Source organism: Vibrio sp. HS-50-1, from assembly GCF_024747315.1.
Taxonomy (GTDB): domain Bacteria; phylum Pseudomonadota; class Gammaproteobacteria; order Enterobacterales; family Vibrionaceae; genus Vibrio; species Vibrio diabolicus.
In genome coordinates this window covers 1-26,356 of the sequence record NZ_JAMPZF010000012.1, presented here as the reverse complement: position 1 = coordinate 26,356, position 26,356 = coordinate 1, and the positions used below count along the sequence as shown (strand labels likewise).

The window sequence follows — 26,356 nt, the reverse complement described above, 5'->3', positions numbered from 1 at the left end:
TTTATTCTTTTCGTTCTCGAAAGCAACTTCCATTAATCACTGCTTATGACTATTTATGCATCAAGAAAGTAAAATAGAGAAGCGATTTTTTATAAATGTTATGTAATACAGGGGATAGAAGGTTTAAAAAGACATGAATAGACAAAGAGGCCAGAATGAACCGCATAGTTTTGCAATCCACTCACCTCGGCAAAAAGATGAATGATTTGTTAAGAAAAGTGATCGCGATCAGATCGCTTTACGTGCTAAAAAGTTCGCGAGCAACTCGTGACCTTGCTCTGTTTTGATCGATTCTGGGTGAAACTGCACTGCGTCAATTGGCAGAGTTTTATGTTGGTAACCCATGATTTCGTCCATACTTCCATCCGGCAGCTCAGTCCATGCGGTCAGTTCAAACACATCGGGTAACGTACCGTTTTTCACCACGAGAGAGTGATAACGGGTTACGGTGAGTGGGTTATTCAGGTTTTTAAACACACTGCGACCATTGTGACGAATAGGTGACGTTTTCCCATGCATCACTTGTCGGGCGCGCACGACTTCCCCACCAAACACTTGCGCTATCGCTTGATGACCAAGGCAAACACCCAATATTGGAAGCTTACCAGCGAAGTATTCTATAGCTTGTAGAGAGATACCTGCCTCGTTTGGCGTACACGGTCCAGGTGAGATCACCAAGTGAGTTGGGTTCAACGCTTCAATCCCTTGAATGTCGATTTCATCGTTACGCACGACTTTTACACTAGCGCCAAGCTCGCAAAAGTATTGGTAGAGGTTGTAAGTGAAAGAATCGTAGTTATCGATGATCAACAACATAGAGTGTCAGCTGCTCCAATCCGTTTAGGCAAGACTTAAGAGATGATTGTCTGGTTTGCGACAATTAAGGGCGGTATTTTGCAACACCAAACTAGAAAGGCAAGTCTTTGTGCAATAAAAAGGCCAGCATCGGCTGGCCTTTGGTCTTTACAGCTGTATTTTAGGAGACAAAGGCTTAGTTGCGGCGACGTAGTAAGCCAAGTCCAAGCATCGCGAGTAGCGCGCCAAAACCAAACGAACCACCATCTGAATCCTTCGAACCTTCTGCACCCGTTTCGGTTTGCGTCATTGAAACATCACGAACAGAGCTAAACTTAACGACGTTGCCTGTCGAGTCTGTCACTTTCTCTTCTAACTGGTAATTACCTTGTTCTGGCGCTTGTTCAAACTCAATATTCACGCTGCGTGCGTCAATGTCAGTTTGAGTCAAGGTTTGGCTAGCCGAGTAAACTTTTGCATCACTGCTTGTCGCGGCCGCTTGTGTGGATGCTGTTAAGTTCACTGTCACAATATCGCCCGCAACCGCAGTTGGTGGTAGACGTACATCAATAGCTAAGTTTTCACCCGCTTTCGGTAAATCGATATCATCATCTGGCAAATCAATAGCAATAATCACTGGATCATGATCAGACGCTGAGAACGCATCTTTGTACTTCGGCATGTCACCCGTGTATTTGCTGCTGTATTCAAACAAGTTACTTTCTAGGGAGTTGATGTGCCAATCTTCAATCGCCACCACTTTTTGCGCTAAACTGCTGCTTGCCAATGCATGGTCCAAGTTCCCCAACTCGCCTGAATAGGTGTACGAGAACGTATCAGCGCCATGCAGCAAGGTGTTTAAATTGTGCAGACCGTAGCCTTTTTCAATCTTGGTTTTCTCTACTTGAAGCTCACCGCCACCAATGGTTGTGTAAGCGGCAGTGTAGATATCACGGCCGTATTTCTCTTGTGAGTAATCAGTGAGGGTAAGTAACGGATCTTCTTTGCCGTAAGCGTTCAAATCGCCCATGACGAGCACATCGCCATCAATATCTTTCAGCGCTTCACCAACGACTTTCGCAGCAGAAACACGGAAGTTGTTGCAGTTACCTTGCAGATCCGCGGGTTCTGAGTCTTCTACACCAGCAATCCACTCTTCAATACATTCAGAACCTTTCGATTTAAAGTGGTTCACGACCACTGAAAGATCTTCGCCAGTCTCTTTCACTGTAAAGGTCTGTAATAAGCTATGGCGTTGGTACTTGTCGTAAGCAGGGTTACTTTCTGTGCCCTCTTTACGAGTAATGGTGTTCTCTGCAATGTGTTGCTCTGGCGTCACAATGACTTTTGCTGCTTCTTTTGGTGTTACTGCGTTAGCACGATATAAGATCGCCACCATGATCGCATCACTGCCAAAGTATTCCTCTTGGTATTTATCTTGCTCTTCGATTTCGACATACGTGTAATGCTCTTCCACGTCATCAATCTCAGCGTTTAAAGCATCAACCAAGTTTTGGATAGCGCTACCATCACCAAAGCCGTTATTTTCCACTTCCATCAAGCCAATGATGTCCGCGTCCATCTTATTCATCGCTGAAACTATTTTCGCTTGCTGGATCAAGAACTCATCAAGGTTTGTCGCGCCACGATTTTGCCCGGTTGGGTTGTCGTGCCCGCTGTCAGCAACTGAAGTGAAGTAGTTAAGAACGTTGAAGCTCGCTACTCGTAAATCAGAATCGGCTATGGCTGGCGCCGCTTTACGCGCAACGTCAAAGTCATCACCTGACGTGACAAAGTTGCTGCTATCAACTTCATTGGTCGCAATTAGGCGGTACTCGTTGTAGCTGTAAGCCACAACACCTTGCAGGCCCTCGACACGAGAGCCTAGGCGAATGTGCTGCTCTGAAGAGCCATTTTGGTCAAGATCTTGTGCAAACGTTGGGAAATATGGGATTTGACCATTTGGCGCTTTGCTATCCGATTCCAAGTAAATACGGTTGGCCGCATTCTCTTTGGCAAGGGCAACCGCAGCGTCACTCTCTGCTGCATGCAATTGAGTCGGCTTTAACAATGGCGCTTCATGAGAGAGCATCATGTTGTTGCGTCGAGAGTCATAATCGTAAGAAAAGTTACGAGTAACGAAAAGTTCGCTAGCCGAGCTGAGCTCAACTTGCATACCTTCATGACGCTCTAGTGCATCACGTAGTGTTTCCCCTTCCTTAATCGTTAACGGAGTAACCAAAGAGGCGTTTGATGTGCCTGTTTTTACATAACTGTTTGCATCAGAAGAAAGCTGAGTGTTGCTGTAGTACTCTTGTACTTTCCCTTTCACACAAACAACATCACCAGCTTTCAGCTCTGTATCGGCAACATCGGTGTGAATAAACAAACCTTCAGATGTCTTGTCGTTGCCATCATTCTCAAGTGCTTGCAGGTAGAAGCCTTTAGTTAAGCCTGTTGTTACCGCACTGACCACACCAGTTACGAAGTGATCTTCGGTCGTGATGTAAGGGTAGCCATCAATAAATGGAGAAGAAGCACCTTCACCTTGAATCTCTTGGATGGTGGTAAAGGCTGGTTCTTGTCCATCTACTTCACAAGCAAATGGCGCAGGTGGCTCAGTTGTATTTAATTCTCCTAAACCATCAATATTATCTTTAGGTAAGGCTGTCCACTGAGTGGATTGGTAGGTAGTTGAAGGTGTAAGCGCATCACTGTTACGAACTAACGTGGTGTCTTTAGCGAAATCCACGTCCCCCATCACACCTAATATATCGTGCACTTCCCCATCTTTAAGAAGTGCCAACGGATCGTCGCCGTTAAAGTTCGCTACATTTTTATCAGTGTAATCCGCAACCGCCTTTATTGCTTCGCTCGCATCGCCATGAGCAAGCACATACACTTGCTTCGCTTGTAACGTTACGTCACTAAGATCAAGAGTGCTGCCCCACGAGCCGCCACCATTCGAAGATTTTGCTAATTCATAGCCTGTGAGTGTCACCGCAGTATCACCTGTATTGGCGATCTCGACCGCTTTATTATAAGCGCCGCCTTCCACATACTGGGAAATAATAATCTCTGCGTTCGCGTTTGCGCTAAGTGCACTGGCGATGGTTAGTGCGAGTATTGAGGGTTTGATTAACGTGTCCATTGTCATACCTGATATTTATGTAAATGCAAACTTAGCTCTGATCAGAGCCTACCATTTGCGTCTACTATCAGGTTTATTTATGAAATAAATAAGAATGAGCAATTAAAGCCGTGAAATGAATCACATGTGAATGTAAGAAAATATGCCAGAACATCCCATTCAAACATTTTTTGTAATAAATACAGAACGCTATTGATAAACAAATCAAAATTTAGATTAATTACTCAGTTTATTTTTTCACTTCATGTTAAGGAGTAGAAAATACATCGCTCGTGAAGTGGCTTATTAACCAAGCTCACTTTGTTATAAATGAAAATATAATTAATCACTAATTTAGAAAGCTTTGATTTTCATTTTTATAGCCATGTCTAAACTTAAGTCACCTATTATTCGCTCGGCTTTTTCTTACGAATGACCCTCATACTTCAAAATTTTCCTCATTTGCTCAATAACTTCTCCTTATTCACTAGCCAAATTCATACACAAAAGATATAACACCTGCGCGAGACATTAAGATCTCATTAGCTGTAAACCCAGGAACGATAAATGAAAAAAATTCAACGCAGTGCGCTAGCTCTCTTCTTACTTGGCTTGATAACGGGATGTCAATTGACCGCCAGTGAGCCACTTCAACCTACCGCGAATCAAAACATCATCGAATCAGCCAAAAATGAGCTGGATGGAATTGAAGAGTTAGAGGTCAGTGACGAGGGTGTTATTACTTTTACCCAGCGTCTAAGAACACCAGGAACCTACTGGATCCCAGCGAGAATTAAAGAACTTAGCTACGATATATCATGCGTGCAGCTCAGTTACTTCATTGATAGAGGCATGGTGGTGAAGTCCGCCTTTTTAGGAGCTCGAGGACGTGTTGAATATTACGATATGGAACGTTGCATGAAAGACACGCCATTCCAGTAAAAAGCATAAAAAAAGCTCCACCAACGTGGAGCTTTTGTAATCTATTCTTAGCGACTATGGGCGAGCGACAAAGCCTACCGCTTTGTATGCTTTCTTCAGCGTTTCAGCAGCGCGAGCTGATGCTTTTTCCGCACCTTGCTGCATTACCTCATCCATGTAAGCACGATCAGCGCGAATACGATGGTATTCTGCTTGAATTGGCTCAAGCATTGCTACAACCGCCTCACCAACATCTTTCTTAAATGGACCATACATTTCTACGCCTTTGTACTTGGCTTCGATCTCTTCAAAGCTCATGCCTGTCGCCGCAGAGTAAAGTCCCATTAGGTTCGCGATACCCGCTTTGTTCTCGATATCATGGCGAATGCTTGGTGGGGTTTCGGTGTCTGTTTGCGCCTTGTTGATCTTCTTGATGATCGACTTTGGCTCTTCAAGCAGAGTAATCACATTCTTACGGTTATCATCTGACTTCGACATTTTCTTCGTCGCGTCTTGAAGACTCATCACACGTGCATTGACTGTTGGAATGTACGGCTCAGGAACGGTAAAAATCGGACTTTCTGGTGAGTAGATGTTGTTGAAACGCGTTGCGATATCACGTGCTAACTCAAGGTGCTGTTTCTGATCGCTACCAACTGGTACTTGGTGTGCGCCGTAAAGCAAAATATCTGCTGCCATCAACACAGGGTAATCAAACAGACCCACGTTTACGTCATTCGCGTAACGTGCCGATTTGTCTTTAAACTGAGTCATACGGCTCAGCTCACCCATTTGCGTGTAACAGTTAAGAAGCCAACCAAGTTGAGCATGCTCTGGTACGTGTGACTGAACAAATAGCGTGCTCTTCTTCGGGTCAACACCAACTGCCAGACAAATTGCCAGTGCGTCTAATGTCGCTTCATGCAGTGCTTTAGGATCCTGACGAACCGTAATCGCATGAAGATCTACTACACAGTATTGGCAATCATAATCGTCTTGCATCTGCTGCCATTGACGTAGAGCACCCAAGTAGTTACCGATACTTAGTTCACCTGACGGTTGAACACCACTCAATACAATGGGTTTGCTCATTAGAATGATTCCTTTGACTTCTTAATCTAATTAAAATGAAAAACCGTGCGGCTTTTAGCGCACGGTTTACTCAGTGTACTCATTAACAAGTATTTTGGAAGATCTTTTGTTGCCGTTATGCAGAAACAGCGACGACTTCCAGTAATTCCGCGAGGCGGTTCGCCACTACGTCAGGGTTCGAAGCTGAAATGGGCTCGCCATGGTTATAACCGTAAGTTAAACCAAATGAAGCACAACCCGCATTTTTAGCCGCCAAGATATCGTTTTTCGAATCCCCAACCATCAGCATCTCTGCTGGTTTTACCTGGTGCTTTTCCATTAGCCAGTTCAGCGCCACCGGGTTTGGTTTTTTCTCTGGAAACGCGTCACCACCTAATACGTCTACGAAGTACTTGGCGATGTCATGCTGCTCTAGAATTTCTGGTACGAATTTCGAGGGCTTGTTCGTCACAATCGCCATCGTAAAACCAGCTTGGTGTAGCTCTTCAAGCGTCTCTTTTACTGTTGGGTAAAGGTGACTTAGCTTATGGCCGCTTTGCTTGTAGTATTCATCAAACAGCTCACGCGCTTTAGCACGCAGCTCATCACTCAAATCACTGCTGATGGTCATGCTTTGGCTTAATGCACGTCCAATCAATATATCAGCACCATTACCAACGTAATCACGCACCTGCTCTTCTGATACAGAAGGATAGCCTAACGCCTGAACTGCTTGATCGGCCGCTACGGCAAGATCTGGCACGCTATCAAGCAGTGTTCCATCCAGATCAAAAGCAATCAATTTAATATCTTGTTGGGTCATAAATTCCCTAGCTAAAATAACACAGGATGGTTCCCCATCCTGTGTGCTTAATCTTGATGTCACTCAGTGTCACACTCAGCGACGCTTAGTGTGCTCGCCTTATTTTTGGGCAGCCAAACGCTGACGAACCGCTTCAAACAAACAGATACCAGAAGCCACTGATACGTTCAAGCTTGATACACTGCCCGCCATAGGGATCTTAATTAAATCATCGCAGGTTTCGCGAGTAAGACGACGCATACCATCACCTTCAGCACCCATCACGATAGCAAGAGGACCAGTAAGCTTAGCTTGATAAATGTCGTGCGTAGCTTCACCAGCCGTACCCACAAACCAAATACCTTTTTCCTGTAACGTACGCATTGTACGTGCAAGGTTGGTTACACGAATCAAAGGCACAACCTCTGCAGCGCCACATGCTACTTTACTTACCGTTGCATTCATTGGTGCAGAACGATCTTTCGGTACGATGATCGCCGCAGCGCCTGCCGCATCTGCGTTACGCAAACACGCACCAAGGTTGTGCGGGTCCGTCACACCATCTAACACTAACAGTAGCGGTGATTCATGCTGCGCTAAGATGTCATCAATGTCGTTCTCGTTCAGCTGTTTTGCTGGTTTTACGCGAGCAATGATGCCTTGGTGATTTGCACCACGCGCTTTATCATCCAGAGTTTTACGCGTCATTTGTTGAATAGAGACACCACAAACCTGAAGATCATTTAGGATTGGCATTAGGCGATCATCTTGACGACCTTTTAAAACGTATGCCTCGATAAAACGCTCTGGTTCGCGCTCCAATACCGCTTTCACTGCGTGAATGCCGTAGATAAATTCGTTACTCATTGTTTAACCTGTTGTTCGGGTCGCATTGCCTGCGCCAGCCGAGTTTGAACTGAGCTGGCGCTTCAGCCTACTACGCTTCTTTTTTAGTGCGCTTGGTTTTCTTCGGCTTACTGTGTGGCTTTTTTTTACGTGCTTTTTTCACTTTAGGCTTCTTTTTGCCTTCGGCGTCATCACGTTTGGGGCCATTGCGCTTACTCACTGCGCCCGTTTCTTCTGGACGCTTAGTTGGCTCTATCGCAGGAACTGCGCGAGGCGCGCCACCTTCTTTCGATGAAGAGCGAGTCGCAGCGCGTTTTTTATCTTTCGCTTTGCGTTTTGCTTCCGCTGCGCGTTTCTTCGCAGTCTTACCTTCACCGCGTAGCTTACGACTTGTTTCGACCAATTCAAAGTCAATTTGCTTATCATCGAGGTTAACAGCCAGTACTTTTACTTTTACTGCATCACCTAAGCGATAGATGTTACCGAAACTTTCACCAATAAGTCGTTGACCAATCGGGTCAAATTGATAGTAGTCGTTCGCAAGGGTAGAAATATGCACCAAACCATCGATGTGCAAATCCGTTAAACGTACAAAGAAGCCAAAGCTAGTGACATTAGCAATCACGCCGTCTAGTTCGTCACCGACGTGGTCTTGCATGTATTCACACTTCAACCAATCCGCAACATCACGTGTGGCATCATCAGCACGGCGCTCTGTCATCGAACATTGTTCACCGTAAAAGTCCATATCATCGAACGAGTAATGGTAGCCACCCGTTGGTGTCCACCGGTCTTGATTACGACCTTCTTCTTTCGCAATCAGATACTTGATTGCACGGTGAAGTAACAGGTCAGGGTAACGACGAATTGGCGACGTAAAGTGCGCATAGCGTTTCAGTGCCAATCCAAAGTGCCCCGCGTTATCTGCGTTGTATACCGCTTGCTTCATTGAACGCAGCAGCATGGTTTGAATCAACTCTTGATCTTGACGCCCAGAGATTTGACGTGCGAGATCAGCATAGTCCGTTGGTGAAGGCTCTAGACCACCTTTTAGCTCAAGACCAAGTTCACTTAAGAAGTCACGGAAACCTTGCAGGCGTAATTCACCTGGAGATTCGTGGATACGATAGAGCGCAGGCTCTTTCGCTTTTTCTACCAGAGATGCCGAAGCAATGTTGGCTAAAATCATACATTCTTCGATGATCTTGTGCGCGTCATTACGAATCACTGGCTCAATGCTTTCGATTTTACGTTCCGCATTGAAGATAAACTTGGTTTCAACGGTTTCAAATTCGATTGCACCGCGTTGATCTCGTGCATCTTTCAGCACTTTGTACATCTTGTGCAGCTCTTCTAGATGAGAAACAAGCGGCTGGTAGCGCTCACGTAGTTCTTCATCCCCTTCTAGAATCGCGCTCACTTTGCTATATGTGAGACGAGCGTGCGAGTTCATCACGGCTTCGTAGTGCTTGTAGCCCGATAGTTTACCCGTCTCTGAGATGGTCATTTCGCACACCATACACAAGCGATCAACTTGTGGGTTAAGTGAACACAAACCATTTGATAGCACTTCCGGTAACATTGGCACTACTTGCGATGGGAAGTACACCGAGTTACCACGGTTGATGGCTTCTTTATCCAGCGCAGAGTCAGGACGAACGTAGTAACTGACGTCAGCAATCGCTACCCATAAACGCCAACCACCTTCTTTGTTCTTCTCACAGTAAACAGCATCATCAAAGTCTCGTGCGTCTTCGCCGTCAATGGTCACAAGTGGTAACTCACGTAGATCCACACGACCAACTTTGGCTTCTTCTGGTACTTCTTCGCCTAAGTTTTCGATTTGTTTATCGACGGCCTCTGGCCACTCGTGAGGAATTTGGTGTGTACGAATCGCAATTTGCGTTTCCATACCTGGTGCCATATTTTCACCAAGTACTTCAACCACTTTACCCATCATGCCACGTGAGCGTGAGCCACGATCAGTAATTTCAATCACGACCACGTTACCCATGCGTGCACCCGCTTTGTGCTCATTTGGGATCAGAATATCTTGGCTGATACGCGAGTCATCAGGGACAACATAGGAATAACCATATTCGAGGAAGAAACGACCGACGATTTGATCATTACGCTCCTCTAACACTCGAACCAAGCGCCCTTCACGACGACCGCGCTTGCTGTTGTCTGTAGGTTGCACTAAAACAAAGTCACCGTGGATGATGTTCTTCATTTGATGGTGCGGTAACAGAATATCATCATCCTTGCCGACGCTGCCTTCTGGACGCACCCAACCGTGGCCATCACGATGACCAATCACGTAACCTTTCACCATTTCAAGTTTTTCAGGCAATGCGTAGCACTGACGGCGGGTAAACACCAGTTGACCATCTCGCTCCATCGCACGTAGCCGACGACGCAACCCTTCGTATTGCTCTTCGCCCTCAAGCTTTAGTGCCTCAAACAAGTCATTGCGATTCATTGGAACGCCCGCTTGCTCTAGAAACTCGATGATAAACTCTCGGCTTGGAATTGGATTTTCGTAATTTTTGGATTCACGATCTGCAAAAGGATCGTTTGGAATATTGTCTGACATAGGCACGCCTATCTAGCAAGGAAGGTATATGGCTAGTATATCTGAGTCTCTCGATAAGCTACAGAATTGCTTTGAAAAAAGAATGATCGAGATCGACTCTAGACGTGCAAATGAGTTAAGGACGAGCCAGTAAGATCAACAACTCAGAATTGTCGCTCAGCAAGGATTCGATCGTGCAATCATCCAGCTCCGCCAAGAAGGCACTTTTTGCTTTTGCCAATTTATCTTTGAGGCGACAGGCAGGGGTAATATGGCAAAAATCTACGCCGCAATTGACCAAATCTAACGGCTCTAAATCTCGCACGACAACACCTACTGTGATTTCAGAAGCAGGTTTCATCAGCCGAATACCACCGTTTTTTCCACGCACGGTGTGGACATAACCTAGTTGCCCTAAACGGTTGATAACTTTGACCATATGGTTACGTGACACACCAAATAAATCCGTCACTTCAGTGATATTAGTTAACTCATCTTCCGGCAACGAAGCCAAGAAAATTAAGGTTCTCAACGCATAATCAGTAAAGCTCGTTAACTGCATATTCTCTCCCAAAGTGCGACTCAATAACTCGCTGGTGACACTAAAACGCCAAACTTGAGCTATCGATAAAAGTGTAAATCTTTTCTTGATCGAAAGATACATTTGAGATACAACTTTAAACATGCATTATAAATACAACTTAAAGTAGGAAGCCCATATGCTCAGCAATCAAACCATCGAGATCGTCAAAGCGACCGCACCACTTATCGCCGAAACGGGACCAAAACTGACCGCGCACTTTTATGAACGTATGTTTACTCATAACCCAGAGTTGAAAGATATTTTTAACATGAGTAACCAGCGTAACGGCGATCAGCGTGAAGCGCTATTCAACGCCATCTGCGCCTATGCTGCCAATATTGAAAATTTGCCAGCCTTACTTGGCGCAGTAGAAAAAATTGCGCATAAACACACAAGCTTTTTGATCACAGAAGATCAGTACCAAATCGTTGGTAAACACTTACTTGCGACGATTGATGAGTTGTTTAATCCAGGTCAGGAAGTATTGGATGCTTGGGCTGAGGCTTACGGCGTACTTGCGAATGTATTTATTCAGCGCGAAGAACAAATTTACCAACAAAATGAAGCTCTAGAAGGCGGTTGGCGCGGTCTACGCGAATTTGAGTTAGTTGATAAACAAATAGAGAGCGAACACATTTGCAGCTTTGTGTTCAAGCCAACCGATGGCCAAAAAGTGGCACCGTATAAACCGGGACAATATCTTGGCATCTATATCAACAGTGACCAGTTAGAAAACCAAGAAATTCGCCAATACAGCCTATCCTCTGCGGTTCAAGAGAACACTTACCGTATCTCGGTAAAACGCGAAGAAGGCGGAAAAGTATCGAACTTCCTGCACGATAGCCTGAACATTGGCGAAAAAGTGCAGCTTGCCGCCCCTGCCGGTGATTTCTTTATGGATGCCGAACCACAAACACCCGTTGTTCTAATTTCTGCAGGTGTAGGACTGACGCCAACGCTGTCCATGCTAGAAAGTCTCTCAGCACATCAAGCACCTGTAACTTGGGTTCATGCAACAGAAAATGGTCAACAGCATGCTTTCAAGCAACACGTGAACCAACTAGTCGCGACGAAAGAAAACATGAACGCGCTCGTTTGGTATAACCACCCAACGGCAGAAGACAAACTAGGTGAAGACTTCCACTTCACGGGTTTTGTCAATCTGTATGAAATTGAAGCCGCATTAAAGCAAGATAACGTGCAGGTGTACTTCTGTGGCCCTGTCGGGTTCATGCAGCACGTAGCGAAACAACTATTAGAACTTGGCGTACCACAAGAGCAATTCCATTACGAATGCTTCGGTCCACACAAAGTCGTTTAATCGCTCAAGATTACTCTTCGGGAAAACAACAAAGCCCACATTATGTGGGCTTTGTTGTATGAAGTTGTTTGCCTTGATAGGACGTTACCAAAAGGTGTCTCGCCTTTTAGCTCGAGCAATAACGTTTTGTGGCATGCGCTGCTCGAGGCCATTTCTCAATACAGTGATACGCTTATGCTGCCGCTTATCTGCTGTGACAGAGTTATATAACCAACGATACGCATCTTCGTAATCAAGTGGGCTGCCGTAATCACGCAGGAGCAATTCGGCTAAATGAATACGCGCATTTAGGTTTCCCATTGAGGCGGCTTCTCGCAAGTAAGGAATTGCTCGTTCTTTATCTTGCTGCACTAAAGTGCCACGCGAATAGTATCGGCCAATCTGCTCTAGCGCGGCAGGTAATCCCTGATGTGCTGCATTTTCGATGTAGTAAAGGCCCAGTTCGACATCTTGCTCGACACACACACCCCACGCCAACATGTCGCCGTACAGAAATTCATAAGCGGGCAAGTTAATTCGAGTCGCACGAGCAACGATATCCTCCACCAGCTGGCAGTTATCAGCGCGCACACGTTGTAAGTGCTTATTTTGCTCAATAAGCTTTATCAGCTCTGCTTCGGTGTAGATAGGAACTGGCGCCCCCACATCAGCAACATTGGCTTTCGCTGTGGTAGCTACCAAGGTCAATAACAGTGAAGCAGCCACTGTTCGTAACTTCATAAACGTACTCTTTAAGGTATCTAAGAAACCAAAGATCGATGAAGGATCTCCTCTGCTTGATAACCTTATCGGCAAAAACCAGCTAAGCTTTAGACAATTTTTGCCTCTGACTTAGACTCAGCGGCAAAAATTTGCCATATGAGAATCACTGCCGTTTTTTGTTCAGATACAAAAAAGCCGACCAGAAGGTCGGCTTTTGCAATCTTTAACGACTATCAATTAAGCTTCGAATGGATGAACCTTGATGATAGTTTCGTTGCGGTCAGGACCTGTTGAAATGATATCTACAGGCACACCTGTTAGCTCTTCAATACGCTTGATGTAGTTAAGAGCCGCTTGTGGTAGATCTTCTAGCGCTTTAGCACCGAATGTGTTCTCAGACCAACCAGGCATTGTTTCGTAGATTGGCGTTGCTTTTTCGAATGCTTCAGCAGCCATCGGAGAAACTTCTAGCACAGAGCCATCTTCCATCTTGTAACCAGTACAGATTTTTAGCTCTTCTAGACCATCTAGTACGTCTAGTTTAGTTAGACAGAAACCAGATACAGAGTTGATTTGGATTGCACGACGCATAGCAACAGCATCGAACCAACCTGTACGGCGTAGACGACCAGTTGTCGCACCGAACTCGTGGCCAACTTCACCTAAGTGCTTACCAATTGGATCTTGCTTATCTAGACCATCGTATAGTTCAGTCGGGAATGGACCTGCACCAACGCGAGTACAGTACGCTTTCGCGATACCCAAGATGTAACCGATGTGACGAGGACCAAAACCTGAACCTGCAGCAACACCACCAGCAGTCGTGTTAGAAGACGTTACGTATGGGTAAGTACCGTGGTCGATATCAAGTAGCGTACCTTGTGCACCTTCGAACATGATCTTATCGCCGCGCTTACGTGCTGCGTCTAGTTCGTCAGTTACGTCGATAACCATTGAAGTAAGTAGCTCTGCGTAGCCTTTTGCTTCTTCAAGCACAGCTTCGTAGCTTACTGGTTCAGCTTTGTAGAAGTTAACGAGTTGGAAGTTATGGAACTCCATGACTTCTTTTAGCTTCTCAGCGAACGATTCCATATCGAATAGGTCGCCAACGCGTAGACCGCGACGAGCAACTTTATCTTCGTATGCTGGACCGATACCACGGCCTGTTGTACCAATAGCTTTTTTACCGCGAGCGATTTCGCGAGCTTGGTCCATTGCAACGTGGTAAGGAAGAATTAGCGGACATGCTTCAGAAATGAAAAGACGCTCGCGTACTGGAATACCGCGCTCTTCAAGAGGTTTCATTTCTTTAAGTAGAGCTTCAGGTGATAGTACAACACCGTTACCGATAACACATTTTACGTTATCGCGAAGGATACCTGATGGAATTAAGTGAAGAACGGTTTTTTCACCGTCAATTACGAGAGTATGACCTGCGTTGTGACCGCCTTGGTAGCGTACCACGTATTTTGCATCTTCAGTTAAAAGGTCTACGATTTTACCTTTACCTTCGTCACCCCATTGGGTGCCTAGAACGACTACGTTATTTCCCATCTTTCCAAGTCTGATTGCTAGTTAAAAATGGATTCTAGCACCGAATCACGCTTCTTGCAGTCATTTTTTGTTCACAGAGTTGCTACCAGAATGTCATCTTGCTGCTTTGCTCATTTTGAAATCAGCATATCACTGATAGTATTTAGTTTTCTTTATTCGACTGGAAAGCGGTATGTCTGAATCCATATGGTTGGCGATTGGGCTCGTCTTGATCGTGGAAGGCATTGGACCACTCATTGCTCCAAACGGTTGGCGGAATATGGTGGCTCAATTAAGTGAACAGCCCAACAATCAGCTACGACGCATCGGTGGCTGCCTAGTAGTTGCTGGAGCCGTAATCGCCATAATGATGAGCTAGCACTTAGCATCAGATACAAAAAAGGCTCCCTAAGGAGCCTTTTGTTTCATTTGACGCTGAGATTATTTCTCCATGCCGCCCTTCGACTGGTTCATGTATTGGAAGAACTCACTCTTCGGATCAAGTACCAGGATATCGCTCTTAGAGCTGAAGGACTTCTCATACGCACGTAGCGAACGTAGGAAGCTAAAGAATTCAGGGTCTTTGTTGTATGCTTCAGCATAAATCTTCGCTGCTTCTGCATCCGCTTCACCTCGTGTTACACGAGCAGTCTTATCAGCTTCAGCTAGAATGGTTGCCACTTCTAGCTCAGCTTGAGCACGAATAACTTCTGCTTTCTCACGACCTTGAGAACGGTGCTTACGAGCTACAGACTCACGCTCTGCACGCATACGACGGTAGATAGACTCACTGATTTCATCAGGCAGGTTGATTTTCTTCATGCGGAAATCAACAACACGAACACCCAAGTCTTTCATCGCGCTTTCACGCGTGTCTTTCAATACTTCAGACATGATTAGGTCACGTTCACCATCAATCTCAAGCGCTTCACGTGCCGCTTCAGTTGCGACAACATCTGCACTTGCATCTTCTGGTAGTACATCATCGTTACGTGGACCAGATACAATCTGTTTGATTTCACGAGCACCGATTTCAGAACGAAGCACATCCGTTACTTTACGCTCAAGTAGTGCCTCCGCCGTTAGCGAATTACCACCGCCTGTTGCTAGGTAGTAACGACCAAAGTCTTCAATACGCCACTTCACGTAGGTATCAATAATAACGTCTTTTTTCTCAGACGTTACGAAACGGTCTGCACGGCCATCCATCGTTTGGATACGTGCATCAAGTTGTTTCACACGGTCAAACAGAGGCATCTTGAAATGCAAACCAGGTTCGTAAATTCGAGTGATGTCGTTGTTGTCTTTAAGAACACGACCAAATCGAACCACGATACCGCGCTCACCTTCAGGAATCACAAACAAAGACATCAACATTAATGCCAGTGCGATTACCAATACAGGGATCATTAACTTACGCATTCTTAGTATCTCCCTTGACGTGAACCTGTTGAACGAGACTGCGTGTTCGAAGTGTCTTCTTGTGTACGCTCAGACTCCAGTTGAATTTGATCGTAGGTTGAAGATGACTTCGATTTACGTTTTGTGTCTGCCTGACCTTCTTGGCCCGCCAACTTATCGATTGGAAGGTACAGAAGATTGCCGCTTGATTCAGAGTCAATCAACACTTTCGAAGTGCTTGAGTACACCTCTTCCATTGCGTCAATGTACAGACGGTCACGCGTTACACCTGGTGCCGCTTGGTATTCTGGTAGTAGTTTTTCGAACTGTGCTACCTGACCAAGAGCCTCGTTAGTGACACGTTCATTGTAACCTTGCGCTTCTTTCTTCAAACGTTCAGCACGACCCGTTGCCTTCGGCAAGATTTCGTTCTTGTATGCTTCAGCTTCACGGATGAAACGCTCTTCATCCTCACGAGCTGCGATTGCATCATCAAACGCATCTTTCACTTGCTCTGGTGGACGCGCAGACTGGAAGTTTACGTCAACAAGTACCAGACCCATATCATAGCTATCAATGATTTGGTTCAGTGTTTCTTGCGTAGTTTGACGAATTTGCTGACGACCACTGGTTAGAATGCTATCCATCAATGAGTCACCAATTACTGCACGTAGTGCAGAATCCGTTGCTTGACGCAAGCTATCGTCCGCATTGGTTACACGGTACAAGTATTTGTACGGGTCAGTCACTCGGTACTGAACATCCATCGCGACTGTTACGACGTTTTCATCTTTAGTCAGCATTAGACCAGATGCACGTAGTGAACGAATCGCTTGTACGTTTACCGCTTCGTATTCATCAATAAAACGAGGGCGCCAGTTAAGGCCTGGGTCTACGATACGATCGTATTTACCTAAACGCAGCACAACACCACGCTCTGCTTCACCGATGGTGTAAAATCCAGCGAAGAACCAAACTGCAACAGCAATAAGAGCAATCACGCCAAAGCCAATTGCACTACCACCACCGCCGCCGATTGGAGAACCACCGCCGCCTTTTTTACCAAACTTGCCACCCAGTTTTTGACTCAGTTTATTGAACACTTCATCTAAATCTGGCGGACCTTGATCTCGGCCACCAGGACGCTGGCCACCACGATTATTATTACCCCAAGGGTCATTATCGCGGCCATTGTTGCCGTTGTTATTTCCAGGCTCATTCCACGCCATTAGAAAGCTCCATCATTTGATATGACGTTATACTGTAGCAGTCCTTTAAGTGACTATAAAGCCAGTCAAAACTGCCCCTTCTCTTTTTTCAAGTCTAGACCAATCTACTTGCTGCATTCGAATATCGATCAACAAGTTACCATCCTGGTCATATTCCTCACGTTGAATACACTTCATTTGGAAGAAGGTACTACGGAATCGTCCTTGATACTGTGGAGGAATTCGCAACTGATGCTCGACCATTTGTGACGCCAGACGTTCCGTCAGTGCCTCAAACAGGACATCAATGCCCAACCCATCCATTGCTGAAACCCAAACTGCGCGAGGTACGCCTTCCTCGTCTCGTTCTATACGTGGTTTCTGCGAATCTAGATTGTCGATTTTGTTCATGACAACCAGAGTCGGCACTTCATGTGCGTCGATCTCTTCTAGTACTTCATGAACAGCTTGAATATTCTCACGAAAACGCTCATCACTGGCATCAACAACATGTAACAAAATGTCAGCTTCTTGCGTTTCCTGCAAGGTTGCCTTGAAGGCCGCAACCAAGTCGTGAGGCAAATGTCGAATAAAACCAACCGTGTCTGCCAAAATGGCAGGCCCAACATCTGCTAACTCTATCTTACGTAAAGTTGGGTCCAAAGTAGCAAATAGTTGATCAGCGGCATACACGCCAGCTTCTGTAATACGGTTGAAGAGTGTCGACTTACCCGCGTTGGTGTAACCCACAAGTGAAACCGTTGGGATTTCAGCTCGATTTCGGGCGCGGCGCCCTTGTTCACGCTGCTTCGCTACTTTGTCTAAGCGTCGCAGGATGGCTTTGATTCTGTCACGCAATAAGCGACGGTCGGTTTCCAGCTGGGTTTCACCCGGGCCACGTAAACCGATACCCCCTTTCTGCCTTTCAAGGTGCGTCCAACCACGAATCAAACGAGTAGAGATATGACGAAGTTGAGCCAGCTCTACCTGTAGCTTACCTTCGTGTGTTCGAGCTCGTTGAGCAAAGATATCGAGAATAAGACCAGTGCGGTCGAGAACTCGACATTGGCACAGTGCTTCGAGGTTACGTTCTTGGGCAGGAGAGAGGGCGTGATTAAAAATCACAATTTCGGCACCTGTCGACTGTACCGCAGTAGCAATCTCTTGGGCCTTACCCTCTCCGACATAGTATTTCGGGTGTGGGGATTGACGACTACCAGTTACCACTTGTAGTGCCTCTACCCCAGCAGAAGAAACCAGCATTTCGAACTCAGCCAGATCTTCCCATTCACCTTCTTGCGTGAAGTTGATATGAACAAGTACGGCTCGCTCACCGGATTCATAACGGTCAAACAAGCAATCAACTCCTTATTTTAAAAATACTCGATGAAGAATTAATCTTCTGATTTCTCTTGTGGACGCTCACCTTGTGGACGTTCACCGCTGTGATGGCTCACTGGACGAGCCGGCACAACTGTTGAGATCGCGTGCTTGTACACCATTTGGTTAACAGTATTCTTCAGCAGGATCACAAATTGATCGAACGATTCGATCTGACCTTGTAGTTTAATACCATTCACAAGGTAGATAGATACCGGGATACGCTCACGACGTAGCGCGTTTAGAAATGGGTCTTGTAGAGATTGCCCCTTAGCCATTTTATTTTCCTTATTTAATTTGTAGTTGTAATTATTTAGCTAGTGGTGCAATGCAAAAGATACTGCTTTTGCATCTGAGCTAAACGAATCAAAAATGCACTCTAAGTAATTAGCAGCATAGTATAAAAACCGCCAACAACAGATCCTTTGAGAGTGCGTTCACGCAAAAACGATCACATTATACACAGCTATGTCAATCAGATGCTATTGCTTCCGACATCGTTTCTAATGCCTGTTCAATGTTCTCGCTATCCAACCAAGTTAAGTCATCCCAGCTGCGTAACCAGGTGATTTGACGCTTGGCCAATTGACGAGTCGCGCATACGCCACGAAATACTGCTTCGTCACGTGTACACTCCCCATCTAAATACTCCCACATCTGTCGGTAACCGACGCATCGTATGGAAGGAAGATCGGGGTGAAGATCTTTTCGCGAATGTAGCGCTTTCATTTCTTCTTCAAAGCCCGCTTCCATCATCTTTTCGAAACGAAGTTCAATTCGACGGTGAAGTTCTGCCCTATCCTTGGGAGCTATTGCAAACTGCTTGACTCGGTATGGCAGGCTTTCACCTTTCGTTTGAGTCAATTCAGTCAAAGTTTTACCTGAAATACGAAAAACTTCCAATGCCCGAGATAAACGTTGGGGATCATTGGGATGGATTCTCGCTGCTGACACAGGATCAACCTCTTTGAGTTCATCGTGCAACACTGACCAACCTTTAGTCAATGCTTCTTGTTCAATTTGCTGACGAATTTCAGGATTTGCAGCAGGAAGTGGGGATAAACCTTCAAGTAGCGCCTTATAATACAGCATTGTCCCACCCACTAAGAGTGGAATTTTTCCTTCTGCAACAATATCATCCATCGCTTTCAATGCATCACGACGAAAGTCGGCTACAGAGTAAGATTCGCTCGGATCCAAAATATCAATCAAGCGATGAGGCGCTAAACTTAACTCTTTTTCATCCGGTTTCGCCGTACCGATATCCATCCCTTTATAGATCAAAGCAGAATCAACACTGATGATCTCAACCGGGAACTTTTGACGAAGACGAATCGCCAACTCAGTTTTGCCTGATGCAGTTGGCCCCATTAAAAATAGCGCCAAAGGTAGTTTATCTGTCATGGTTTTAATTTGGCTATCGTGGCAGAGAAATCAACAGCGGATACAAATTTTGTATCTTCTAATGGCAATTGACCATCTCTTAGCTGTTCAAGTTCCGCAATAATTTGAATTGCTTCAGAAAAAGTATAGTGACTCTTCACTGTCGTGACCTGCAATGCGAGCCAATCTATCAACTCAGACAGCATCTGAGCCGTTGCTATACCTTCCTTCACACAAGATTGCGCGTAAGATAACAGATCTGGTACTAGATTTTGTAAGTTTTGTTGACGTAGCGGCGCGGGAACGCCCATCACCATTAAGGCTTGCTCATTTCTCGCTTTCAATTGAATGCCAAGTAACGCCAAATCTTGTTGATAATCTTGAGCCAGCTTCACTAACTCGGCCTCTAACTTAATAGATAGAGGAACGAGTAGAGGTTGTGCTTTAAGCGCGCCATCGCTTGGAGTGAGCTGCCCTTTTACACGATAAAATTCCGCTCTAGGTAACGAGACTAACGCCGCCCCACTGTCACTGCTCATCAAAACAAATTGCTCATCGACCATCACTAGCGCTTTGCCTAATGCATTAATCGATGGAAGTGATGCATTCGAAGTTGCCTTTTGGGGCTCTATCGGCGTTACGGGTTGAGACTCAAACTCGGGCGTTTTCAACAACTCGTGATAAGCGCGCACTTCTTGCTTGCTTGGTGCTGGCTCAACATGGCGCTCTTTATTGTGATTCGGCTTTGGTGCGGGTTTGGATTCCACCCAATCAGTACGCTTGAACGAGTCCGCAACGCGAGCTTCTCGCACGGAAGTATCCCTAGGACTGCGATCGCGAGGTTTAACTTCATAATCACTGCGTCCAGGATAAGCCGGTGTACTCTCTATCGCTTGATAAACACGCTCTGGAACTGGTGAAGGTGTCGGCCTTTGCAATTTTTCAGGCTCAGGCGAATGCTCAACCTCTTCGGACTCAGTCGGTTCCACACGATGAAATGCGGATTCATTAACCTGTGGTTTATCAATCACGGCGCTTTGCGCAAGTGCATCCGCCAAAGCTTGATAGATGAAATCATGCACTAAGCGAGCTTGGTGAAAGCGCACTTCATGCTTAGCGGGGTGAACATTCACATCTACCTGGTGCGGGTCTAACTCAATAAAGAGCACATAGGCAGCGAACTGATCTGGCTTTAAGCTCATTTCATAGCTTTGACGAATCGCGTGATTGATTAATTTGTCACGCATCATTCGGCCATTCACATAGCAATACTGTAAATCGCTTTGCTGCCTTGCTCCCTCTGGAGTGGTAATCCAACCATGTAGCTTTAATCCTTGATGCTCAAGCTCGATTCTGAGCATATGCCGCACAAACGCATTACCGCAGACAGCTGCAATACGTTTTTCGGTTTGAAGCTGATTTTTCGCCGCACGATATTGACGAATGATCTTGCCGTTATGGCGCACATTGATGGTGACATCAAAGCGGCTTAACGCAATGCGTTTCAATAACTCATCAATATGAGCAAATTCGGTTTTCTCGGTACGCAGAAATTTGCGACGCGCGGGAGTATTAAAAAATAAATCCAACACCTCAACAGTCGTACCAATCGGGTGCGCTGCAGGCTTAAGCTTCACCTGCATATCACGCCCTTCGGAGTAGGCACTCCAGGCTTCTTCTTGTGCCGCAGGACGCGATGTGAGCGTCAAACGCGAGACTGAGCTAATACTGGCTAACGCTTCTCCGCGAAAACCTAGACTCATGATGGCTTCAAGATCATCCAAGGTATGTATCTTAGATGTAGCATGACGACTGAGCGCTAAGCCGAGTTCATCTTTCGCGATACCTTTGCCGTTATCACGAACACGAATCAGCTTTGCGCCTCCTTTCTCGATATCGATATCGATTCGAGTTGCGCCAGAATCAAGACTATTTTCAACCAGTTCTTTAATCACAGAGGCGGGTCTTTCGACCACTTCCCCTGCTGCGATTTGGTTTGCAAGTCTAGCTGGCAAAATTTTAATCGTCATAATGAGTTAAAAGCTCACCTACTTGTTTGGAATGATAAGAACTTGCCCAACCGCCAGCTGATCAGAGCGTAAGTTGTTCGCTTTACGAATGCTCGAAACGCTGACGCCGTATTTGGACGCTATTTTACCAAGGTATTCACCTCGAGAAACTTTGTGCTTACGGATCGGCTTATCTTTGACAGCGACGGTTATCTTCAACTTTTGTCCTACCCACAAGGTATCTGACTTCAGGTTGTTCTCACGGCGGATATCTGAAACCTTCACTTTATAGTGACTCGCGATCTTACCTAAGAACTCACCTGACTTAACCTTATGAATGATGGTTTCTGTCTCAACAGTAATCGGTTTACTTGGTACTTTAATCGTGCCAGCAGAAGGGATTTTGAGCTTCTGACCAATTGCTAATCCAGTCGACTTCAAGTTGTTTGCCGACATCAGCGCTTTAGAGCTAAGCCCATATTTATTCGCAATCACCGATAACGACTCGCCACGTTTTACGGTATGCACTATTGGCTTCGCTGAAGGCGAGAATACCGTACCCTCTGGTGGATTATCTTTTAAGTACTTAACGACCGCCTTAGTGATCGCCTGAGCTAACTTATCTTGGTGCGCTCGTTGAAACAGCAACCGCTCTTCTGTTGGGTTAGAAATAAAGCCCGTTTCCACTAATACAGACGGAATCTGCGGAGAGCGTAAAACAGCAAGGCTAGTATTAATCGGTTTGGTGTTATGCAGGTGCGCAACACGTCCCATCTCACCAAGGATTTCTGTTGCCAGCTTATACCCTTCTTTTTGTGAATGACTAAACTGCAAGTCCAACAAAGTTTGGTTCACGTTACGATCTTTGGTCTTAGTGAAGAACGCATTACCCGAACCACCTAATATTTCAGATTGTTTCTCATGGTTCTCAACCCAGCGAGCAATTTCAGTATTTGCACGACGAGTATTCAACACGAAAACCGAACCTCCGCGAGGCTTCGGTGAGGTAAACGCATCAGCGTGAATGGAAATTAGTAAGTGCGCATCATTTTCACGGGCAATGGCTACACGACGGTTTAGATTCACAAAGTAATCTCCGGTACGTGTCATACGCGTTTTAATCCCAGGCGTAGCATCAAGCTGAGCGGCGATTTTTCGTGAAATACTTAATACTGCATCTTTTTCATACTTACGGCGTGAAGGGCCAATAGAGCCAGGATCTTCACCACCGTGACCAGGGTCGATAACGATCAAGACTTCTTGAGCTCGTTGTACTGAACTCATGTCTTTACTGGTCGCCGCTGGCTTGCTCGGTTTAGAGGCTGAAGTCGATGCTTTCTTACCGTGCGGCAGGTCAATCACCAAACGGTGACCATATTGCCCGCCAGGTGTTGGGCTTAATTTAAACAATTCTGCTTGAACGCTCTTTTTCAGTTCAAACACCAAACGATAGGTGCCCTTCTCTGGCGGAGAGCTTTTTCGAACTAGCTTTAAAACCGGGCTGTCCGTAACAGTAACAGGCAGTTTGGCCTGCATGGTCGTGCTTTTTAAATCCACGACAAGACGATCCGGTCCGGATAAAGAGAAATAGGAATAGTCAGCTTCCGAGCCTAAATCGATGACAACACGCGTTTCATCAGGTGAAGGCCAAACTCGAAAACTCTTAACGACGTTAGCAAATGCTAAATTGGGGATGAGAAGGAGAAAAGTGGCGACAAACGTCGCCACTACTCTAAAATTTGAAAAACTCAACATAGCTCCAATCGACTGAGTAACTGCACACCATAATCATTATTAGCTGTTAGTTCGGCTACACGCTGCTCACCTTGGTAGCGAATGTTCACATCAAGATCCGGTTGTGGCAACAAACCATGCCCTTTTTCAGGCCATTCAACCAAGCAAATTGCATCATCTGTGAAGTAATCTCGAATCCCCATGAACTCAAGCTCTTCAGGATCCGCAAGACGATAAAGATCGAAATGGTACACTTGCCACTGATCCAACTGATACGGTTCGACTAGAGTATAAGTTGGGCTTTTCACGTTACCTTGATGGCCAAGAGCACGGACAAAACCACGACTAAAGGTTGTTTTACCTGCACCCAAATCACCATGCAGATAAATTGTGGTTTGTTGCGAACAAAGGTGAGCCAGAGCGGTACCTAGTGCAACCGTTTCGTGCTCATCTTTTAAATTGAATTGTTTCGTGCTCATTGATGCTTCTCTAACTAATGATCGTTGACTATATAAAAATCAAAAGAACAGGAATAGTAAACCGTGTTGGTTTTGAGAGACAAGCTTTCAAATGTCATATGTGCGAAAAAAGTATCCAAGGAACGGTATCTTAATCACCTTAGTATCGACCTAGATTTAGAATATATGCAAATGACTTCAATAAGCAGTATTCACAGCATCAAAAACGTCCATAACTGGGTAGCACCAAAGCCAGAGATCCGTTAAGATCCGCCCCCCTTTTATTCCGGTGGTTAGCATGAACTACGAACAACTCGCACAACAAATCAAAATTTGGGGAAAAGAGCTCGGCTTCCAAAAAGTTGGGATCTGCGACGTTGATCTGAGTGAGCATGAAGCCGCCCTGCAAAAATGGCTCGATGCAGGCTATCACGGCTCAATGAACTGGATGGCTCGTCACGGTATGATGCGAGCTAGACCCAATGAGCTACTCCCGGGAACCGTTCGTGTGATCAGCGTTCGGATGGACTACCTACCACCAGAAGCACAATTCGCTTCAAACCTAGCGAATAAAAATCATGCCTATATTAGTCGCTATGCATTAGGGCGTGATTATCACAAGCTCGTCAGAAAACAACTGAATAAACTTGGCAAACTTATTGAACAAGAAGTTGGTCAGTATGGTTACCGACCTTTCGTCGACTCCGCACCAATATTGGAGCGACCACTTGCCCAAAAAGCAGGCTTAGGCTGGACAGGGAAACATTCCCTGATTTTAGATCAAGACTGTGGCTCGTGGTTCTTTTTAGGCGAGTTACTTATCGACTTGCCACTTCCCGTTGACGAGCCAAGCGTTGATCAGTGCGGTAAATGCAAAGCATGCATTACCTCATGCCCAACACAAGCCATCGTTGAAGACAAAGTTGTTGATGCTAGACGCTGCATCTCTTACCTCACCATCGAGTTCGATGGCGTGATCCCTGAAGAGTTTCGCAAGCCAATGGGTAACCGCATTTATGGCTGTGATGACTGCCAATTGGTTTGCCCATGGAATCGCTACGCCGACATAACGGAGCAGAGTGATTTCCATCGTCGCGATAGTTTCAAAAACCCGGATCTCGTAGACATGTTTAACTGGGATGAAGCGACTTTTCTAAAAAATATGGAAGGCTCCGCTATTCGTCGCATTGGTCATATACAGTGGCTGCGTAATATTGCTGTCGCACTTGGTAATGCAGAATACAGTCAACGAGTCATTGATGCGTTAGAAAGTCGACAAGGTGAAAATAAATTACTTGATGAACACATCAAATGGGCTTTGGCCGAGCAACTGAATCAACTCCCCATTGAGAATAAAGCATCTACAGAGACGAAAAAGCAGCGCTTAATAAGAATAGTCGAGAAGGGGCTACCAAGAGACGCATAGTGCGTAGTCTATATGCAAGAGATTGAAAGCACTTTTACATGTTCAATTCATGACCTTGTTCTCAATTTTGTAATGTGGAAAAAAATTTGAGATTCAAGAAAAACAAGCTAGCAGAAAAAAGTTAAACACAGCTTGGAGAAATGACTAGGATCAAAAAAATACCAGTTAATGATCGTATTTTAACGTACCCGATCCGACAAAAAACTTATTTTTCTCTTATTTAACAAAGACTTAATCAATATTTCGTTATTATTTCGACTTTCCTTCAGCGAAAAGATCTTTCTTCTCCATCGCAAAAAGTCAAGCTAAAAACACTTTATCAACTAACTTATCCACAGAACGACGTATGTGGATAACTCTGTTAATTAAAGTAGATAAAACATGCAGAACCTCATCATGCTTGTACGCCAGCCGATTCATATCGTGTTTTAAACACAAACGAAATCGTCCGACATCATATGATGCGGATAAAATTTAGTTTTTGGGGATTCATGCTTCGCAGCATTATGAAAAGAGCGATGTGATTGGTTGCGAGAAGCAGGAATTGAATCAAGCGGCGCATCCGTCGACGACTTAGGATTGTGCTAATAAATAAGCATTCAATCTATCGTCTTGTATTTGGTTGCGGGGGCCGGATTTGAACCGACGACCTTCGGGTTATGAGCCCGACGAGCTACCAAGCTGCTCCACCCCGCGTCCGAGTGCTTCATCTTTGTTGATGATGAAGGCTTTGCTTTCATTTATAAAAAAGAAACTGGAGCGACACACGAGGTTCGAACTCGTGACCTCAACCTTGGCAAGGTTGCGCTCTACCAACTGAGCTAGTGTCGCTTTTGTCACCGTTAAGCACGATGAAGGCTATATATTGGAGCGACACACGAGGTTCGAACTCGTGACCTCAACCTTGGCAAGGTTGCGCTCTACCAACTGAGCTAGTGTCGCATTTCGTCACCGTTAAGCACGATGAGGGCTATATATTGGAGCGACACACGAGGTTCGAACTCGTGACCTCAACCTTGGCAAGGTTGCGCTCTACCAACTGAGCTAGTGTCGCATATTAACAGCAGTCGCTATTAAT

General features: G+C 45.5%; 21 protein-coding genes and 4 tRNA genes. 4 read left to right on the top strand and 21 right to left on the bottom strand.

What is annotated here, in order from left to right; genetic code table 11:
• Positions 1-228: 228 nt before the first annotated feature.
• Both NDJ01_RS08080 and NDJ01_RS08075 read right to left on the bottom strand, forming a co-directional pair.
• Positions 229-816, bottom strand: coding sequence for an aminodeoxychorismate/anthranilate synthase component II (locus NDJ01_RS08080; RefSeq protein WP_005397690.1), 588 nt, complete (start codon positions 814-816; stop codon positions 229-231).
• Between the two features lie 175 nt (positions 817-991).
• The gene (locus NDJ01_RS08075) at positions 992-3,946 is read right to left on the bottom strand and encodes an ExeM/NucH family extracellular endonuclease (RefSeq protein WP_258586530.1); all 2,955 of its coding nucleotides are present in this window, start codon (positions 3,944-3,946) and stop codon (positions 992-994) included.
• Positions 3,947-4,492: 546 nt separating this feature from the next.
• Here NDJ01_RS08075 and NDJ01_RS08070 point away from each other — a divergent pair.
• Positions 4,493-4,867 (top strand): hypothetical protein, encoded by a 375-nt coding sequence (locus NDJ01_RS08070; RefSeq protein ID WP_012841336.1) that lies wholly within the window; start codon positions 4,493-4,495, stop codon positions 4,865-4,867.
• A gap of 54 nt (positions 4,868-4,921) precedes the next feature.
• Here NDJ01_RS08070 and trpS read toward each other — a convergent pair whose 3' ends face one another.
• From trpS to nsrR, 5 genes are all read right to left on the bottom strand, one after another.
• Positions 4,922-5,938 (bottom strand): tryptophan--tRNA ligase, encoded by a 1,017-nt coding sequence (gene trpS, locus NDJ01_RS08065; protein ID WP_053807770.1) that lies wholly within the window; start codon positions 5,936-5,938, stop codon positions 4,922-4,924.
• 115 nt (positions 5,939-6,053) lie between these two features.
• On the bottom strand, positions 6,054-6,740 hold the full coding sequence (locus NDJ01_RS08060) for a phosphoglycolate phosphatase (protein WP_005395368.1): 687 nt from the start codon (positions 6,738-6,740) through the stop codon (positions 6,054-6,056).
• Positions 6,741-6,839: 99 nt separating this feature from the next.
• A complete protein-coding gene (rlmB, locus tag NDJ01_RS08055; RefSeq protein ID WP_005395369.1) occupies positions 6,840-7,586 on the bottom strand; it encodes a 23S rRNA (guanosine(2251)-2'-O)-methyltransferase RlmB in 747 nt (248 codons plus the stop codon).
• 70 nt (positions 7,587-7,656) lie between these two features.
• Positions 7,657-10,161 (bottom strand): ribonuclease R, encoded by a 2,505-nt coding sequence (gene rnr, locus NDJ01_RS08050; protein WP_170903563.1) that lies wholly within the window; start codon positions 10,159-10,161, stop codon positions 7,657-7,659.
• A 115-nt stretch (positions 10,162-10,276) separates the two neighbouring features.
• Positions 10,277-10,702, bottom strand: a complete 426-nt coding sequence (nsrR, locus tag NDJ01_RS08045; RefSeq protein WP_065644998.1) for a nitric oxide-sensing transcriptional repressor NsrR — start codon at positions 10,700-10,702, stop codon at positions 10,277-10,279.
• Positions 10,703-10,859: 157 nt separating this feature from the next.
• On the opposite strand from nsrR, the gene hmpA reads away from it, so the two are divergent.
• Positions 10,860-12,044 (top strand): NO-inducible flavohemoprotein, encoded by a 1,185-nt coding sequence (gene hmpA / locus NDJ01_RS08040; protein ID WP_258586529.1) that lies wholly within the window; start codon positions 10,860-10,862, stop codon positions 12,042-12,044.
• A gap of 84 nt (positions 12,045-12,128) precedes the next feature.
• On the opposite strand, the gene motX is transcribed toward hmpA, so the two are convergent.
• Both motX and NDJ01_RS08030 read right to left on the bottom strand, forming a co-directional pair.
• The gene (gene motX, locus NDJ01_RS08035; protein WP_005387944.1) at positions 12,129-12,764 is read right to left on the bottom strand and encodes a flagellar protein MotX; all 636 of its coding nucleotides are present in this window, start codon (positions 12,762-12,764) and stop codon (positions 12,129-12,131) included.
• A 219-nt stretch (positions 12,765-12,983) separates the two neighbouring features.
• Positions 12,984-14,300: an adenylosuccinate synthase gene (locus NDJ01_RS08030; RefSeq protein ID WP_005395372.1), complete on the bottom strand. Its 1,317-nt coding sequence runs from the start codon at positions 14,298-14,300 to the stop codon at positions 12,984-12,986.
• Positions 14,301-14,472: 172 nt separating this feature from the next.
• On the opposite strand from NDJ01_RS08030, the gene NDJ01_RS08025 reads away from it, so the two are divergent.
• A complete protein-coding gene (locus tag NDJ01_RS08025) occupies positions 14,473-14,658 on the top strand; it encodes a DUF2065 domain-containing protein (protein WP_005381383.1) in 186 nt (61 codons plus the stop codon).
• Between the two features lie 62 nt (positions 14,659-14,720).
• Here the strand turns inward: NDJ01_RS08025 and hflC are convergent, their stop codons facing one another.
• The 8 genes from hflC to tsaE form a co-directional block, all read right to left on the bottom strand.
• A complete protein-coding gene (gene hflC / locus NDJ01_RS08020; RefSeq protein ID WP_005395373.1) occupies positions 14,721-15,701 on the bottom strand; it encodes a protease modulator HflC in 981 nt (326 codons plus the stop codon).
• 2 nt (positions 15,702-15,703) lie between these two features.
• The gene (gene hflK, locus NDJ01_RS08015; protein ID WP_005395374.1) at positions 15,704-16,909 is read right to left on the bottom strand and encodes an FtsH protease activity modulator HflK; all 1,206 of its coding nucleotides are present in this window, start codon (positions 16,907-16,909) and stop codon (positions 15,704-15,706) included.
• 45 nt (positions 16,910-16,954) lie between these two features.
• A complete protein-coding gene (hflX, locus tag NDJ01_RS08010) occupies positions 16,955-18,244 on the bottom strand; it encodes a ribosome rescue GTPase HflX (protein ID WP_005381380.1) in 1,290 nt (429 codons plus the stop codon).
• A gap of 38 nt (positions 18,245-18,282) precedes the next feature.
• On the bottom strand, positions 18,283-18,546 hold the full coding sequence (gene hfq / locus NDJ01_RS08005) for an RNA chaperone Hfq (protein WP_005381379.1): 264 nt from the start codon (positions 18,544-18,546) through the stop codon (positions 18,283-18,285).
• Between the two features lie 193 nt (positions 18,547-18,739).
• Entirely contained in the window at positions 18,740-19,672 is a 933-nt protein-coding gene (gene miaA, locus NDJ01_RS08000; RefSeq protein WP_005395375.1) for a tRNA (adenosine(37)-N6)-dimethylallyltransferase MiaA, read from the bottom strand.
• Entirely contained in the window at positions 19,669-21,681 is a 2,013-nt protein-coding gene (gene mutL / locus NDJ01_RS07995) for a DNA mismatch repair endonuclease MutL (protein ID WP_243328452.1), read from the bottom strand. The genes miaA and mutL overlap by 4 nt, the downstream gene beginning before the upstream one ends.
• A gap of 18 nt (positions 21,682-21,699) precedes the next feature.
• Positions 21,700-23,415, bottom strand: a complete 1,716-nt coding sequence (locus NDJ01_RS07990) for a LysM peptidoglycan-binding domain-containing protein (RefSeq protein WP_005395379.1) — start codon at positions 23,413-23,415, stop codon at positions 21,700-21,702.
• Entirely contained in the window at positions 23,409-23,873 is a 465-nt protein-coding gene (gene tsaE, locus NDJ01_RS07985; protein WP_005395381.1) for a tRNA (adenosine(37)-N6)-threonylcarbamoyltransferase complex ATPase subunit type 1 TsaE, read from the bottom strand. Before tsaE ends, NDJ01_RS07990 begins: the two co-directional genes overlap by 7 nt.
• 277 nt (positions 23,874-24,150) lie before the next feature.
• Here tsaE and queG point away from each other — a divergent pair, with 277 nt between their 5' ends.
• Complete coding sequence (gene queG / locus NDJ01_RS07980; RefSeq protein WP_167426173.1) at positions 24,151-25,278, top strand: tRNA epoxyqueuosine(34) reductase QueG; 1,128 nt, start codon at positions 24,151-24,153, stop codon at positions 25,276-25,278.
• Between the two features lie 619 nt (positions 25,279-25,897).
• Here the strand turns inward: queG and NDJ01_RS07975 are convergent.
• From NDJ01_RS07975 to NDJ01_RS07960, 4 genes are all read right to left on the bottom strand, one after another.
• A tRNA-Met gene (locus NDJ01_RS07975) sits at positions 25,898-25,974 on the bottom strand.
• A 59-nt stretch (positions 25,975-26,033) separates the two neighbouring features.
• A tRNA-Gly gene (locus NDJ01_RS07970) sits at positions 26,034-26,109 on the bottom strand.
• A 35-nt stretch (positions 26,110-26,144) separates the two neighbouring features.
• Positions 26,145-26,220: transfer RNA gene (locus tag NDJ01_RS07965), tRNA-Gly, on the bottom strand.
• A 36-nt stretch (positions 26,221-26,256) separates the two neighbouring features.
• Positions 26,257-26,332 (bottom strand) — tRNA-Gly (locus NDJ01_RS07960).
• Positions 26,333-26,356: the final 24 nt, after the last annotated feature.

Coding starts and splice junctions, on each gene's coding strand:
- NDJ01_RS08070 (WP_012841336.1), top strand. CDS start 4,493: ATGAAAAAAATTCAACGCAGTGCGCTAGCTCTCTTCTTACTTGGCTTG.
- hmpA (WP_258586529.1), top strand. CDS start 10,860: ATGCTCAGCAATCAAACCATCGAGATCGTCAAAGCGACCGCACCACTT.
- tsaE (WP_005395381.1), bottom strand. CDS start 23,873: ATGAGCACGAAACAATTCAATTTAAAAGATGAGCACGAAACGGTTGCA.
- queG (WP_167426173.1), top strand. CDS start 24,151: ATGAACTACGAACAACTCGCACAACAAATCAAAATTTGGGGAAAAGAG.
- NDJ01_RS08080 (WP_005397690.1), bottom strand. CDS start 816: ATGTTGTTGATCATCGATAACTACGATTCTTTCACTTACAACCTCTAC.
- rnr (WP_170903563.1), bottom strand. CDS start 10,161: ATGTCAGACAATATTCCAAACGATCCTTTTGCAGATCGTGAATCCAAA.
- miaA (WP_005395375.1), bottom strand. CDS start 19,672: ATGACAGATAAACTACCTTTGGCGCTATTTTTAATGGGGCCAACTGCA.
- rlmB (WP_005395369.1), bottom strand. CDS start 7,586: ATGAGTAACGAATTTATCTACGGCATTCACGCAGTGAAAGCGGTATTG.
- motX (WP_005387944.1), bottom strand. CDS start 12,764: ATGAAGTTACGAACAGTGGCTGCTTCACTGTTATTGACCTTGGTAGCT.
- NDJ01_RS08060 (WP_005395368.1), bottom strand. CDS start 6,740: ATGACCCAACAAGATATTAAATTGATTGCTTTTGATCTGGATGGAACA.
- NDJ01_RS08075 (WP_258586530.1), bottom strand. CDS start 3,946: ATGGACACGTTAATCAAACCCTCAATACTCGCACTAACCATCGCCAGT.
- hfq (WP_005381379.1), bottom strand. CDS start 18,546: ATGGCTAAGGGGCAATCTCTACAAGACCCATTTCTAAACGCGCTACGT.
- NDJ01_RS08030 (WP_005395372.1), bottom strand. CDS start 14,300: ATGGGAAATAACGTAGTCGTTCTAGGCACCCAATGGGGTGACGAAGGT.
- hflK (WP_005395374.1), bottom strand. CDS start 16,909: ATGGCGTGGAATGAGCCTGGAAATAACAACGGCAACAATGGCCGCGAT.
- hflC (WP_005395373.1), bottom strand. CDS start 15,701: ATGCGTAAGTTAATGATCCCTGTATTGGTAATCGCACTGGCATTAATG.
- NDJ01_RS07990 (WP_005395379.1), bottom strand. CDS start 23,415: ATGTTGAGTTTTTCAAATTTTAGAGTAGTGGCGACGTTTGTCGCCACT.
- NDJ01_RS08025 (WP_005381383.1), top strand. CDS start 14,473: ATGTCTGAATCCATATGGTTGGCGATTGGGCTCGTCTTGATCGTGGAA.
- trpS (WP_053807770.1), bottom strand. CDS start 5,938: ATGAGCAAACCCATTGTATTGAGTGGTGTTCAACCGTCAGGTGAACTA.
- mutL (WP_243328452.1), bottom strand. CDS start 21,681: ATGACGATTAAAATTTTGCCAGCTAGACTTGCAAACCAAATCGCAGCA.
- nsrR (WP_065644998.1), bottom strand. CDS start 10,702: ATGCAGTTAACGAGCTTTACTGATTATGCGTTGAGAACCTTAATTTTC.